Source organism: Streptomyces sp. NPDC058045 (assembly GCF_042885635.1).
Classification (GTDB): domain Bacteria; phylum Actinomycetota; class Actinomycetes; order Streptomycetales; family Streptomycetaceae; genus Streptomyces.
In genome coordinates this window covers 69,542-82,371 of record NZ_JBHVRR010000030.1, presented here as the reverse complement: position 1 = coordinate 82,371, position 12,830 = coordinate 69,542, and the positions used below count along the sequence as shown (strand labels likewise).

General features: G+C 71.4%; 11 protein-coding genes and 1 rRNA gene. 4 read left to right on the top strand and 8 right to left on the bottom strand.

Annotated features, from left to right (window positions below; genetic code table 11):
* A 5S ribosomal RNA gene (rrf, locus tag ACFVST_RS19485) occupies positions 1-104 on the top strand; the annotation flags it as partial.
* A gap of 125 nt (positions 105-229) precedes the next feature.
* Positions 230-790, top strand: coding sequence for a GNAT family N-acetyltransferase (locus tag ACFVST_RS19480; RefSeq protein ID WP_390153198.1), 561 nt, complete (start codon positions 230-232; stop codon positions 788-790).
* Between the two features lie 11 nt (positions 791-801).
* Here ACFVST_RS19480 and ACFVST_RS19475 read toward each other — a convergent pair whose 3' ends face one another.
* From ACFVST_RS19475 to ACFVST_RS19450, 6 genes are all read right to left on the bottom strand, one after another.
* Entirely contained in the window at positions 802-2,271 is a 1,470-nt protein-coding gene (locus tag ACFVST_RS19475) for a type IV secretory system conjugative DNA transfer family protein (protein ID WP_390153204.1), read from the bottom strand.
* 71 nt (positions 2,272-2,342) lie between these two features.
* Positions 2,343-3,755 (bottom strand): ATP-binding protein, encoded by a 1,413-nt coding sequence (locus ACFVST_RS19470; RefSeq protein WP_390153195.1) that lies wholly within the window; start codon positions 3,753-3,755, stop codon positions 2,343-2,345.
* A 21-nt stretch (positions 3,756-3,776) separates the two neighbouring features.
* Positions 3,777-5,336 carry an SCO6880 family protein gene (locus ACFVST_RS19465; RefSeq protein ID WP_390153192.1) on the bottom strand — a complete coding sequence of 520 codons (1,560 nt, stop codon included), beginning with the start codon at positions 5,334-5,336 and terminating at the stop codon, positions 3,777-3,779.
* Complete coding sequence (locus ACFVST_RS19460) at positions 5,333-6,637, bottom strand: hypothetical protein (RefSeq protein ID WP_390153189.1); 1,305 nt, start codon at positions 6,635-6,637, stop codon at positions 5,333-5,335. Before ACFVST_RS19460 ends, ACFVST_RS19465 begins: the two co-directional genes overlap by 4 nt.
* A complete protein-coding gene (locus ACFVST_RS19455) occupies positions 6,627-7,433 on the bottom strand; it encodes a hypothetical protein (RefSeq protein WP_390153186.1) in 807 nt (268 codons plus the stop codon). Before ACFVST_RS19455 ends, ACFVST_RS19460 begins: the two co-directional genes overlap by 11 nt.
* A gap of 202 nt (positions 7,434-7,635) precedes the next feature.
* Positions 7,636-7,944, bottom strand: a complete 309-nt coding sequence (locus tag ACFVST_RS19450) for a hypothetical protein (protein ID WP_351304906.1) — start codon at positions 7,942-7,944, stop codon at positions 7,636-7,638.
* An 800-nt stretch (positions 7,945-8,744) separates the two neighbouring features.
* Here ACFVST_RS19450 and ACFVST_RS19445 point away from each other — a divergent pair.
* Positions 8,745-9,758 carry an NlpC/P60 family protein gene (locus ACFVST_RS19445; protein ID WP_390153184.1) on the top strand — a complete coding sequence of 338 codons (1,014 nt, stop codon included), beginning with the start codon at positions 8,745-8,747 and terminating at the stop codon, positions 9,756-9,758.
* Between the two features lie 279 nt (positions 9,759-10,037).
* Entirely contained in the window at positions 10,038-10,760 is a 723-nt protein-coding gene (locus tag ACFVST_RS19440; RefSeq protein ID WP_390153182.1) for a phosphatase PAP2 family protein, read from the top strand.
* A gap of 27 nt (positions 10,761-10,787) precedes the next feature.
* On the opposite strand, the gene ACFVST_RS19435 is transcribed toward ACFVST_RS19440, so the two are convergent.
* Together ACFVST_RS19435 and ACFVST_RS19430 are read right to left on the bottom strand one after the other, a co-directional pair.
* The gene (locus ACFVST_RS19435) at positions 10,788-12,356 is read right to left on the bottom strand and encodes an FAD-binding oxidoreductase (RefSeq protein ID WP_390153179.1); all 1,569 of its coding nucleotides are present in this window, start codon (positions 12,354-12,356) and stop codon (positions 10,788-10,790) included.
* Positions 12,357-12,574: 218 nt separating this feature from the next.
* Positions 12,575-12,784, bottom strand: a complete 210-nt coding sequence (locus ACFVST_RS19430; protein ID WP_390153178.1) for a hypothetical protein — start codon at positions 12,782-12,784, stop codon at positions 12,575-12,577.
* Positions 12,785-12,830: the final 46 nt, after the last annotated feature.

The window sequence follows — 12,830 nt, the reverse complement described above, 5'->3', positions numbered from 1 at the left end:
GCGTGAGGGAAACGCCCGGTTACATTTCGAACCCGGAAGCTAAGCCTTACAGCGCCGATGGTACTGCAGGGGGGACCCTGTGGGAGAGTAGGACGCCGCCGAACAGTCATTGATGGAGAGGCCCCCGTGCTTGCACGGGGGCCTCTCGCATTTCCAGGGTCGGTCGGGGGCGTATCGGCTGGCGCAAAATATGTTGCCCGGGGTCTCGTGGGCCGCGCATGATCGCGGCATGGGACAGCAGGTACGAGGGATACGCGCGGACGAGTGGCAGGCCGTGAAGGAGTTGCGGCTTGCGGCACTCCAGGACCCGGTGGCGCACCTCGCGTTCCTGGAGTCGTACGAGGAGGGCGTCGCCAAGGCGGACTCGTTCTGGCAAGAGCGGGCGCACGGTGGGGCCGAGGGCGACGGTGCGGTACGGCAGTTCGTCGCCGAGGGTGAGGACGGGCGGTGGATCGGCACGGTCACAGTGCTGGTGGAGGAGCCCGGGGTCGGCGGGCCCTTCGGGTCGGTTGTCGAGCAGCGTCAGGGGCATCTCGTCGCCGTGTACATACGGCCCGAGCATCGCGGGCGCGGGGTGCTGGACGCGCTGTTCGAGGCGGCGTTGAAGTGGTCGTGGTCGCGGGGGCTGGAGCGGGTCCGGCTCCTGGTGCACGAGCGGAACGGGCGGGCCCAGCAGGCGTACCGGAAGGCCGGGTTCGTGGTCAGTGGGCAGACGACGCCGGTGCCGGGGGATGCGGAGTCCCGTGAGATCGAGATGGTGTGGGTGCGGGGAGACGGGCGCGGGGCCTGACGGCCGGCGGTTCAGGCTGCTGGCCAGCGGGTGGTGAGTTGGGTGCGGGAGCGGAGCAGGGCCAGGGTGGGCAGGCCGCGGGTGGCGCCGTCGGCAAGCAGCTCCGGCAACTGAGGCAGCGGTGCTACGGCGGCCACGTCGTCCAGGATCAGGGTGAGTGGTGGGTCGAGCCGACCGGAGGATGACCGTTCGGCCATGCGCCGGCCGTGCTCGACCACGCTCGACGCCAGTGCTGTGAGCAGTGGCATGGCTCCGGGACGGGCGCGGGGGTCCTCGATGGGTTCACCGACCACATAGAGCGTGCCCCCTTCGTGAACGAAGGAATCCAGGGTGACCGCATCGGATCGGTTCGCGGTGCATGAGGTTCGGATGTGCACGGTGGAGAGCGCGGAGAGGGCGCGGGAGGTCAACTCCAGTGCCATATCGCGGCGTTCGGGGTGCGCGGTGAGAGCGGCTTCCAGTTCGCCGGCGGTTCCGGCGGCGGCCTTGGGGTGGGTGCGGAGGGCTCGTACCGCGTCCTGGATCTGCTTGCCCTGGGTCCAGCGGTGGACGGTGCGGAAGGGGCGGCCGTCGACGGCGGCGGCGTGCAGGAAGCAGCGCATCAGGGTGGTCGCGGTGTCGGCGACTGCTGCGTCGAGGCGGGCTGTGGGGCGTACCGGGGCGAGGAGGGCGTGGGCGCGGGCGGTCGCGGTGTCGCGGTCCTCGCAGCCTCTGCCGGGTGACCACTGCATACGGGCGGGGGTGTCGCAGAGGTGGGTGGGGTCGTAGAGGAGGACGGGGCCCAGTTTGGCGCGGGTGTCCTTGGTGGCGGCCCAGAGTGCCGGGTCCGAGGTGACGAGGAGGACGGGGCCGTCGGCGTCGAGTACGGCCTCTTCGGCGTGCGGGCGCCGGGTTTCGGCGGGGCCGAATATCACCGGTCCCTGCGGTGGGATGCTGGGGGCGGGTGTTTCCGGTGGGGGCGTGGCGTGGGGTGCTGTTGCCGGCTCGTCGGTTGCGGTCGTGGCTGTTGCTATCGCCGTTTTGGCGGTTGCCGGTTCGGTGGCCGGTTGCGTCGGTGTGGCTGGCTCGGGTGTGGGTGTGCTGTCAACTGCGGCTTCTTGTACGGCGGTTGGGGTCTTCGGGGTGTCGTCGGTGGGGACCGGTGCTGGGGAAGGGGTCGGCTTTTCGTGGCCGGTGCGGCGTTGGACGCGCCAGCGGGTGACCGTGCCGATGGCGAAGATGGCGAAGACGAAGAGCACCATGAGCTGTCCGATGAACAGCCCCCACATCAGGCCGTATCCGGACAGGGCGGTCGGTGGGGTGCCGGGCCAGGCGCCGGGGATGTCCTGCGGGTCGGTGATCAGATGCCGTAGGGCGAGCGGGGTGTGGGCGAAGGTGACGCCGTCGGGCCAGTGGCCGTGGGAGAGCAGACCGGCGAGGCCGGTCGCCGACCACAGCAGGAGGATCAGGCCGAGGATCAGCGCGAACAGTCCGAGGAGCATTCCGTCGGAGACGCCGCCGCGGCGGTCGCCTTGGCCGGGGGTGTGCCGCTGGTCGGGGGCGCCGGGCACGGTCAGGCCACCGTGGACTCGGAGGAGTCGGTGAGCTGCTCCACGAAGGCCGCGGCGCGTTCTTCCGCTTCCAGTTCGGCGGCGCGCAGGGCGTCGTCGTCGGGGGCGGTGCTGGAGGACTCGGTCATGGCGCGGTCGGTGAAGACGAGAGGCCGCTCGGACTCCGTCACCAGGTGTTTGACGACCTGCACATTGCCGTTGACGTCCCAGACGGCGATGCCGGGGGACAGGGTGGGGATGATCTCGACGGCCCAGCGGGGGAGGCCGAGTACCTGTCCGGTGGCGCGGGCCTCGTCGGCTTTCTGGGCGTAGATGGTGCGGGTGGAGGCCATTTTGAGGATGGCGGCGGCTTCCTTGGCGGCGGCACCGTCGACCACGTCGGAGAGGTGGTGCACGACGGCCACGAAGGACAGGCCGAGGCGGCGGCCGAACTTGAGGAGGCGTTGGAAGAGCTGCGCCACGAACGGGGAGTTGATGATGTGCCAGGCCTCTTCGACCAGGAAGATGCGCTTCTTGCGGTCCGGGCGGATCCAGGTGTGTTCCAGCCAGACGCCGACGATCGCCATGAGGATCGGCATGGCGATGGAGTTGCGGTCGATGTGGGACAGGTCGAACACGATGAGTGGCGCGTCCAGGTCGATGCCGACGGTGGTGGGGCCGTCGAACATGCCGCGCAGGTCGCCGTCGACCAGGCGGTCCAGGACGAGGGCGACGTCCAGGCCCCAGGCGCGTACGTCGTCTATGGCGACGTTCATGGCGAGGGCGGACTCCGGCTCGGGGTGGCGGAGTTGCTCCACGATGTCGGTGAGGACGGGCTGCCGGTTGGTGATGGTGGCGTTGACGTAGGCGTGGGCGACCTTGAGGGCGAAGCCGGAGCGTTCGTCGAGGCCGTGTCCGAGGGCGACTTCGATGATGGTGCGGAGCAGGGCGAGCTGGCCGGTGGAGGTGATCGACGGATCGAGTGGGTTGAGGCGGATGCCGTCGTCCAGGGCGGCGGTCGGGTCGAGGCGGATGGGGGTGATGCCCATCTCCTGGGCGACCAGGTTCCATTCGCCGACGCCGTCCTCGCCCTGGGCGTCGAGGACCACGACCTGCCGGTCGCGGAAGCGCAACTGCCGTAGGACGTACGTCTTCTCCAGGGCGGACTTGCCGTTGCCGGATTCGCCGAGTACCAGCCAGTGGGGGGCGGGGAGTTGCTGCCCGTAGAGCTGGAACGGGTCGTAGATGTAGCCCTTGCCGGAGTACACCTCGCGGCCGATGATGACGCCGGAGTCGCCGAGGCCGGGGGCGGCGGTGGGCAGGTAGACGGCCTGGGCCTGGCCGGTGGAGGTGCGTACCGGGAGGCGGGTGGTCTCCACCTTGCCGAAGAGGAACGAGGTGAAGGCCTCGGTGAGGACCGACAGCGGATCACGCATCACACATCACCAAATCTCCCCTTACCTGCGGATTCCGGTCGCAAAGGGCAGCGTGTTGACGAAGGCCCGGTGGTGCTCCCGGTCGCACCACTCCAGCTTCAGATACGACTTGCCGGCTGAGGCGCGGATGGTGCGCTTGTCGCGGGCGAGGGATTCGGGGGAGCGGGCGGAGACGGTGATGTAGCCGACCAGGTTGACGCCGGCGGCGCCGCTGGCGAGGTCCTCGCCGCGCTGGTCGAGGCGGCTGTGGGCGGCGAGGTCGCGGGGGTCGACGGTGCGGTTCATCTTGGCGGCGCGGCTCGCCTCGGCGACGTCGTTGGTCTTCTCGGTGAGCATCCGCTCGATGGCGATCTCGGTCGGTTCCAGGTCCATGGTGACGGCGACGGTGCGGATGACGTCGGGGGTGTGGACGAGGAGAGGCGCGAGGAAGTTGACGCCGACGGGGGTCATCGGCCACTCCTTCACCCAGGCCGTGGCGTGGCACCAGGGGGCGCGGGTGGCGGACTCGCGGGTCTTCGCCTGGAGGAACGTGGGTTCGGTGGCGTCGAGTTCGGCCGGCCAGGCGTTGCGGCGGGTCATCGCCTGGATGTGGTCGATGGGGTGGTCGGGGTCGTACATGGAGTGCACGAGGGAGGCGAGGCGGCTCTGGCCGAGGGGCTGGCGGACCCGGATGTCGGCTTCCTGGAGGCGGGAGCAGATGTCGGTCAGCTCGCGGGCCATGACGACGGCGAGGCCGGCGTCCCGGTCGAGGCGGCGGCCGCCGGCGGGGCGGGCGGCGCGGGCCATGGCCTGGGCTTCCGCGGCCAGTTCGCGGGTGAAGTGCATACAGGCCACCAGGTAGGCGCGGTGCTGCTCGCTGCTGGTGGAGACCATGGACTGGAGTTGGTCGTAGGAGTTCTGCAGCCAGCCCGGGGCGCGGTCGTCGCCGCGGACGGCGACGTCCTTGGCGTGGGCGTCGGGGTCGGCGGGGAGGGTGCGGGCCAGCATCTGGAGGCGGGTGACGAAGCCGTCGCCGTTGGCGACGTGCTTCAGCAGGGTGCCGAAGCGGTCGACTAGGGCTTCCTGGTCCTCGGAGTCGCGCAGGCCCACGCCGGGGCCCTCGATCTCGATGGCGGCGGTGACGGTGCGCCGGTCGGCGTGCAGCACCACGGCGATCTCGTCGGGGCCGAAGGGGGCGGCGAGCCAGGTCAGGCGGCCGATGCCGGGCGGCGGTCCGATCTCCACCTCGCGCCCGTCGAGCGAGGTCCCGGCCTCCACGGCGGAGGAGCGGTAGGTGGAGCCGCGCCGCAACTGCCGCTTGTAGCTGCGGTTGATCTCGAACCAGCGGTAGAACGTGCGCCGCTTGTACGGGACGTAGACCGCGGCGAGCGCCAGCAGCGGGAAGCCCGTCAGCAGCACGATGCGCATCGACAGTACGGGCACCAGCAGGCCGCACATCATGCCGAGGAAGGCGCCGGCGATGATTAGGGCGATCTCACCGGTCTCCCGGTTGCGGCCGATGACGCCGTTGGGCCGGGCCCGGCCGATGAGATACGTACGGCGGGGCGCCACCGGGTGGGCCACCTGCGAGTCGGTCGTCAACGCCCGTCACCTCCTGTGCTGTTGTCGCGGCCTCGACGGGCGCCCGCGTGCGGCGAATCGGCGGGGCTGGAGCGGGGCGGGGGTGCGGCGGAGGGGACAGATCCGCCGCCTCCTCCCCCCGACGGCTTGCGGGTGCCGTGGGCGGCCACACCGCCGCTCGCCGGGTTCGCGGGGGCCGGCTGCCGGGCGCCGCCGTCGTCGCCGCGGCCGCGGGCACTGTGGGTCTTGATGCCCTGCGAGACCAGTGCCGCCGGTGAACTGATCACGGCGGCCGCGCGGTTCTCCGCGCCCTGCGAGAGGCGGTTGTTGCGGCCGGCGGCGATCTCGTCGCCGAAGCCCGGCACGAAACGGTAGATCATCGCGCTGGCGAAGATGGCGAGCAGGATGATCGACAGGCCGGAGACCACCGCGGAGAAGGCGTTCGGCCCGTCGCCGGAACTGCTCAGCGCACCGGCCAGGCCCAGCACGATCACGATCACCGGCTTCACCAGGACCACCGCGATCATGATGCTGGCCCAACGGCGTACGTGCTGCCACAGGTTCTTGTCGACGAGGCCGGAGTAGACGACGGTGCCGAGGAGGGCGCCCACATAGAGCAGGGCGGCTCTGATGACGAACTCCAGCCAGAGGATTCCCGCGGCGAGGATCGACACCAGCGACACCACGATCAGCATGATCGGGCCGCCGCCGATGTCGTCGCCCTTCTTCAGGGTGTCCGAGAACGCGCCGAAGAACGTGTCGGTCTGACCGCCCGTCGCCGTCGCCAGTACCTCGGTGACGCCGTCCGTCGCGGACACCACGGTGTACAGGACCAGCGGGGTGAACGCGGAGGCGATCACTGTCAGCCAGAGGAAGCCGATCGCCTCCGACAGCGCGGTGCCCAACGGCACGCCGCGGACGGCGCGCTTCGCCACGGCCAGCAGCCACAGCACCAGGGTGAGGACCGTCGACGCGGCGAAGACCACGGCGTACTGCTGGAGGAACTTCGGGTTGGTGAAGTCGACGTTCGCGGTCTCCTTCACCGCTTCGCTCAGCTTGTCCACCGTCCAGGAGGCGGCTTCCGCGCAGCCCTTGGCCAGGGCGGACAGCGGATCCGCCGGGTCGTTGACGGAGCTCTCGGGGGACTGGGGGGTGCTGGTGTCGCCTTGGGAGCAGTACTTCTTGGCGGGGCCGCGGATGAGGTCGCAGGGGTCGCTGCCGGGATCGGGCTCGGCGAAGGCCCGCGTTGCCAGGAGGACTGCGGCGGTCTGCAGTGAGGCGAAGCACGCGGTCAGCGAAAGGACACGGCGGCTACCGGGCATACGTGAACCCTCCGAACTGCTCGACGGCCTTCGTCATGTCCTCGGCGTTCGATGCGACCTGGTCACGGCCGACCGGCACCGGCCCGTCCTTCTGCTGAAAGTCGTCGACCTTCCAGTCGCCGTCGATCCAGCGGAGTTCGTATGTGGATGTGAACCAACTCTCCGAGACCGGGTTCTTGGAGCCTTCACCCGACAGACCGAAGAGGGACGTGTACCAGATGGCGACGGTTGCCGAGGTTGCGCTGTACGTCTTGACCTTGGTGCCCACAGGGATGATGCGTGAGATGAACGTCATGCCGTCCGGGGCCGAGCCGTCGTTGTCGAGGCCGATTCCGGACAGGAACTTCTTGTCGGTGTAGACCTTGTCGAGGTCGTCCCGGCGGTCCGTGGCGGTGGCGGGTGTGTAGACGGTGTCCACGATGCGCTGTCTGAGGTTCCGGTCGAACATGTCCGCCGACCCCAGCACCACCGCGTAGTTCGCCGCTGCACTCTGGGCGCCGTTGCGGTCGTGCCCGTACCCCGTGGGGATGCCGGAGGTCTTGGTGCTGACCGGGCGGTCTCCCGTGGCTGTGGTGGGGGCGGGGGTGGGGGACTTGGCGTCGGGGTCGGAGTCGGTGGTGCCGCCGCGGTTGGCGTAGGCGAGGGCGGCGACGAGGAGGACGACGACGGCGACGGCGGTGATCATGCCGCGGGAGGGGCCGCGGCGCGGCCCGCCGAGGGGGGCTCCGTCGCTCTCGGGGAGGCGGGTGCGGGTCGGTGCGGGGGTGTCGTCGCGGTGGTCGTCGCCGGTGCTCATGCTCGGTCCGCCCCCTCCTGCTGCCGTGGGGGCGTCGGTGGGCGGGCAGATTTCCGGGCGGGCGGGGTGTGGTGACTCGACATCAGGGGGACGCAACCTCAGCCGGTGGGCACGACGGACGGGTGGGGGCGGGGGCGTGTGCACCCGGTGGGACCGGCGGGTGCACGCCGGGCCCCGCGTCGGGGCTCGGCATGGCGCGGGGCTACACGGCCATGCCGTACACGATGGTGAAGAGGGTGCCGAGGGAACCGATGATGAAGACGCCGGTCAGGCCAGCGATGATGAGGCCTTTGCCCTGTTCGGCGCTGAACGTGTCGCGCAGTGCCGTGGCTCCGATGCGCTGCTTGGCGGCGCCCCAGATCGCAATGCCGAGGCACAGCAGGATCGCCACGGCCATCACGACCTCGACCATCACCCGTGCTTCGTTGCCCAGGCTCCCGAAGGGTCCCCAGTCCGGGGCGATCCCGCCGATGATGGTGGTGATGTCGCCCTTTTCGGCTGCCATAAGCATGTAACTCACCGCCCCTGTTGGGTAGTTCTCAGCCCCTGCCGCTCGGCAGGGCGCCACTCATTGTCTCCGACCATGATGCAGGGTCATGTGGGCTCTGCGTGATGTCGTGGCGGGTTTCATAGGGTTCCGGGCGGCTTGGGTGGCGCCCGGGCCGCCGGGTCGGGGGCGGGGGAACCGGTGTGCGAGGAACGTTCGGTCACTCTGTGTATCACGTGCATAGACCGTCGGCAATGGTGCGGGGCATGGTGGAGCCCGTGGCGGCGTGCGGTGGCGTGCGCCGGTGAGGGAAGGGGCGCGCGGGGCGGGAGTCGATGCGCGGGGTCCGGCGGTCACGAGCTGTAGCCGGTGACGTAACTCTCAATGGCGGAGAATCAACTCCCCGTGGCGCAAAGGGAGTCGGTGCCGGGGGCGGACGCCGGGCCTCCGGGGGCTGACGGTCGCTGGTTGCCGGACGCCGCGGTCCCGCCGTGCCGGGCCCGGGCCCTCTGTGACTCCCCCGAGTCGGGCCTGGTCCCTGGCGCGGCTTTGGACCCCGGTGCGCTCCGCTCCGGGGCATGGCGGCCCCGGCTCCCCGTCGTCCACCAGGAGGTGGGCCGCGGCGGTCCGGCGAAGCCACTGTAGCGAGGGGCACCGACAGTGCGAACGGGGTTTTCCCGGTGGGGAGTCGGCGGGGAGTCCGGCCCGGGGCGGAAGGGGGGCGGCCGGGCGGCGCGGGGCGGGGGCCTGTTTGTGCGCCTCCCGGGGTGGGGGTCCGCCGACCTAGACTGTCGCTCGGTGGAGTGCACGGTGGCGGAGGGCGGTTGACGGTGCGTAAGGCGTGGGCGGTCGCTGGTGCCGTGAGCGGTGGCGGGCTGTCGTTCGTGCTGCTGCTGTTCGTCGGCACGTACATGACGGCGGGGAGTATGGGCGGGGGTGGCGGCGGGGCGCGGGAGCTGGAGAAGGGCACGGTGCCGGCGGCGTACCAGTCGATCGTGAAGGACTGGGGGAATCTCTGTCCGGCGATCAACCCGGCTCTGCTGGCCGCGCAGTTGTACCAGGAGAGCGGTTTCGACCCGCGGGCGAAGAGCGGTGCGAACGCGGAGGGCATAGCGCAGTTCATCCCCGGTACCTGGGCGAGCCACGGGCTCGACGGCAACAACGACGGGCGGCGCGATGTCTACGACCCGCAGGACGCGATCCCCTCGGCGGCCTCGTACGACTGCGAGTTGGCCCGCTATGTGAAGGATGTGCCGGGGAATCAGTCGGACAACATGCTGGCCGCGTACAACGCGGGTGCCTATGCCGTCATCAAGTACGGGGGGGTGCCGCCGTACCGGGAGACGCAGAACTACGTGAAGACGATCCGTTCGCTGGAGGACAGCTTCGCGAAGCCGGTGGCGCGGGTCTCGCCGTCGAAGCAGGCGGCCGGGGCGATCACCTATGCGCAGCACAAGCTGGGCACGCCCTATCTGTGGGGCGGCAACGGCACGGCGGACCAGGGCGGGCGGTTCGACTGCTCGGGGCTGACGAAGGCGGCGTACGCGAGTGTGGGGATCGGGCTGCCGCGGGTGGCGAACGACCAGTACAACGCGGGGCCGCATCCCAAGCGGGGGGAGCTGCTGCCGGGGGATCTGGTGTTCTTCTCGAAGGATCCGGGTAGTTCGAGGGCGATCCACCATGTGGGGATCTACGTCGGCGGCGGTTACATGATCGACGCGCCGCGTACCGGTGCGGTGATCCGTTTCGACCCGGTGGACACCGCGGACTACTTCGGGGCGACCAGGGTCACCGCGGCCGGCGCGAAGGCCTTGCCGAAGGCGCCGCGCGGGGCGTGACGGGGTGTCGGGGACGAGTGTGCGGGCGCGACCGGAATGGCTTGAACTCTCTGTCACAGCCCTGCCCTGAGCTGCGGCGATGAGTCTCTCTTCGATAACGTCTGGGTGATCTTTCGGTGGAGTGCGGAACGCGGGTCACCGCGTTGTGCGTTCCTCTTCCGTGGGGCCGCGCCGACACCGGCGGCCCCGGTGGACTGAATCCGCAACCACGGGGGTTGATGGAGCGGCGCACGGCGAGGTGCGCCCGGCGAGCAGCATGGACGAAGGGGCCGCGGCGCGATGGCTGTAATGGAGACCTCCGGGTCGAACCCCGACGTCGGTCTGCTCTACGACATCAACGGCCTGGCCGAGGGCGCGCCGAGTTGGCTGGATCGCGTCATGGGCTTCGTCGGCGAGTACGGGCTGCTGCTGGCGATGGTGCTGCTGGTGCTGTGGTGCTGGTGGAGCGGGCGCCGCCGGGCCGGTTCGCTGGAGGCGGCGGCGGCCTCGGCCGCGGCGGTCGTCTGGGCGCCGCTCGCCGCCGCGCTCGCCGTCCTGGTCAACATCCCGATCCGCGGCTTCGTCGCCCGCCCCCGCCCGTTCCTCGACCACCAGGGCCTGGACGTCCTGGTGCACGGCAAGACGGACTACTCCTTCGTCAGCGACCACGCCACCCTCGCCATGGCGATGGCCGCCGCGCTGTTCGTGGTGCGCCGCCGGTACGGGCTGATCGGGATCGGGCTGGCGCTCGCGGAGGGCTTCTGCCGGATCTTCATGGGGGTGCACTACCCGACGGACGTCATCGGCGGCTTCGCCCTGGGCACCGCCGTCGCGCTGCTGCTGTCCCCGCCGGCCGCTCTGGTGCTGACGCCGCTGGCGCGGGCCGTGGGCCGCTCGGCCGCGCTCGGCGGGCTGGTGTGGGCCCGGCCCGCGCGCGCCGCCGAGGAGGAGCCGGTCCTGCCGGGCCGTCCCGTCGGCGCCGCCCCCGAGGAGCCGGTGCGGGAACGCGACCTGGCGGCCTGAGCCGCCCGGCCCGTGCCCGGCGGGACCTCAGAGGGACTGCGGGAAGTCGAAGAAGCCGTCCGGGTCGTAGCGCTGCTTGAGCTTCTTCAGGCGCGGGGCGGCGTCGCCGTAGTAGGCCGTGCGCCAGTTCTTCAGCGTGGGGTCGGTGTAGTTCTGGTAGGCGGCGCCGGAGGCGTGCGGGCGCATCGCCCGGTGGGCGCGGTCCAGCCAGGCGCGGGCGCCGCTGCCCGAACTCCCGGCCGGCCAGGCCGCGATGTACTGGGCCAGCATCCGCGAACGCCGGTGTACGAAGGCGGTGGCGGTCGGATCGACGCGGTTCACGGCCCCGCCGAGCGCCGTCAGCGCCACGCTCCCCGAGCCCGCGGTGACGTTCTTCACCTGCGCCAGCAGCGCCGAGACGCCCGCCGCGGAGAGCGAGCGGTCGAAGAAGTCGGAGTGCGCCGCGTAGGTCTCCCGGCCGAGCGCGCCCTGCGCGGTCCGGCCCGGGGTGTCGCCCGGCAGATGGCACTGGGCGTCGGTGAAGCCCGAGCAGCCCGCGTACACCTCCATCGACTCCCGGTACGTGCGGCGCTTGAGGGAGACGCTGCGGGCGGGGGCGCCGATCCGGTCGGCGAGCCGGTCCACCGCGTTCTGCAACCCGCCGTAGGTGCCGAGGGAGAAGGCGGCGACGGAGACCGTGGGCGTGCTGCCCGGCACGTTCGCCAGATGCAGCGAGGACCAGATCTCGTCCGGCTGGTCCGGGCCCCACTGCTGCCAGGCCTTTAGCACATCCGCGGCCCGGCTCCACGGCCAGGACATATATCCGGCCACGCCCTGCGGTGCGGGATGGGTGCGGAAGTGCAGCTCGGTGACGACGCCGAAGTTGCCGTTGCCGGCGCCGCGCAGCGCCCAGAAGAGGTCCGGGTGCTCCTTGGCGTCGACGGTGAGCCGCCTGCCGTCCGCGGTGACCAGCCGGAGACCGGTGAGGCTGTCGCAGGTCAGCCCGTAGGCACGGGAGGTGACGCCGTGTCCGCCGCCGAGGGCGAGGCCCGCCACCCCGACCGTCGGGCAGGAGCCGGCCGGGATGGTGGCGCCCTTCGCGGCCAGCGCCCGGTACACCTCGATGAGTTTCGCCCCGGCCCCCACCACGGCCTGCGAGCCGCTCACCCGGATCCCCGCCATCCGCGAGGTGTCGACGATCAGCCGCCCGTTCCCGGAGGACCAGCCGGCGTACGAGTGGCCGCCGCCGCGTACCGAGACGGGGATGCGGTGGGTGCGCGCGTAGGCGAGGGCGGAGCGGATGTCCTCGGTGTGCTTGACGTAGGCGACGGCGGCCGGCTTCAGGCCGTCGAAGCGGGTGTTGTAGAGGCGGCTCGCCGAGCGCCAGGACGAGTCGCCGGGCCGGACCAGGGTGCCGTCCAGATCGCGGCCGAGGGCCGACCAGTTGGCGGGCGCGGCGGCCCGGTCGCCGGTGCCGCGGCCGGTGGTGCCCTGGCCGTTCTTGTCGCCGCCGGACCCGGTGGAGCCGGGTGCCGCTCCCTTCGCGCCGCCCTGGCATGAGGTGAGGGTGGCGGCGGTCAGTGCCGCCCCCGTACCGATGAACGCCCGCCGCTCCATGTGCCGTTCGCCTCCCGACGCCGCCCGGACCGCCCCGCAGGACGAGACGGCGTGAGCGGCCCGCGGGTTCCACCACCGCGGTGCAACGAGAGGGGCCACCGGACGTCACGTTCCACACGCCCGAGCGGACGCAGAACCGGGTGACGGGGCGTCAAGGCGCGGTACGGAAGGGGGAACGGAGGGGCCGCCGGTTGACCGGCTGGGGGGAAAGCGCGGGGTCAGGGGTGCTGGGCGGCGTCGGTGCGGGCCTGGCTGCGGGCGCGGCGGGCCGGGCCGCGCCAGCCGCACTCGCACCGCGCGAAGCAGAACCGGCCCTGCTCGGTGGTGGACGTCCGATGGACCGGGTCCGAGCCTTCCGGGCCTGAGGGGCCGGCCGGGTCGGACGGCGCGGGCGCCGTCGGGCCGGGGGGTTCTGGGTGCTGCGCCACGGGCTCACCGTACTGCGCGGAGCGGGTGCCGTGACCCCCGGCCGCC

Coding starts and splice junctions, on each gene's coding strand:
- ACFVST_RS19480 (WP_390153198.1), top strand. CDS start 230: ATGGGACAGCAGGTACGAGGGATACGCGCGGACGAGTGGCAGGCCGTG.
- ACFVST_RS19475 (WP_390153204.1), bottom strand. CDS start 2,271: ATGCTCCTCGGACTGTTCGCGCTGATCCTCGGCCTGATCCTCCTGCTG.
- ACFVST_RS19470 (WP_390153195.1), bottom strand. CDS start 3,755: ATGCGTGATCCGCTGTCGGTCCTCACCGAGGCCTTCACCTCGTTCCTC.
- ACFVST_RS19460 (WP_390153189.1), bottom strand. CDS start 6,637: ATGCCCGGTAGCCGCCGTGTCCTTTCGCTGACCGCGTGCTTCGCCTCA.
- ACFVST_RS19455 (WP_390153186.1), bottom strand. CDS start 7,433: ATGAGCACCGGCGACGACCACCGCGACGACACCCCCGCACCGACCCGC.
- ACFVST_RS19450 (WP_351304906.1), bottom strand. CDS start 7,944: ATGCTTATGGCAGCCGAAAAGGGCGACATCACCACCATCATCGGCGGG.
- ACFVST_RS19440 (WP_390153182.1), top strand. CDS start 10,038: ATGGCTGTAATGGAGACCTCCGGGTCGAACCCCGACGTCGGTCTGCTC.
- ACFVST_RS19435 (WP_390153179.1), bottom strand. CDS start 12,356: ATGGAGCGGCGGGCGTTCATCGGTACGGGGGCGGCACTGACCGCCGCC.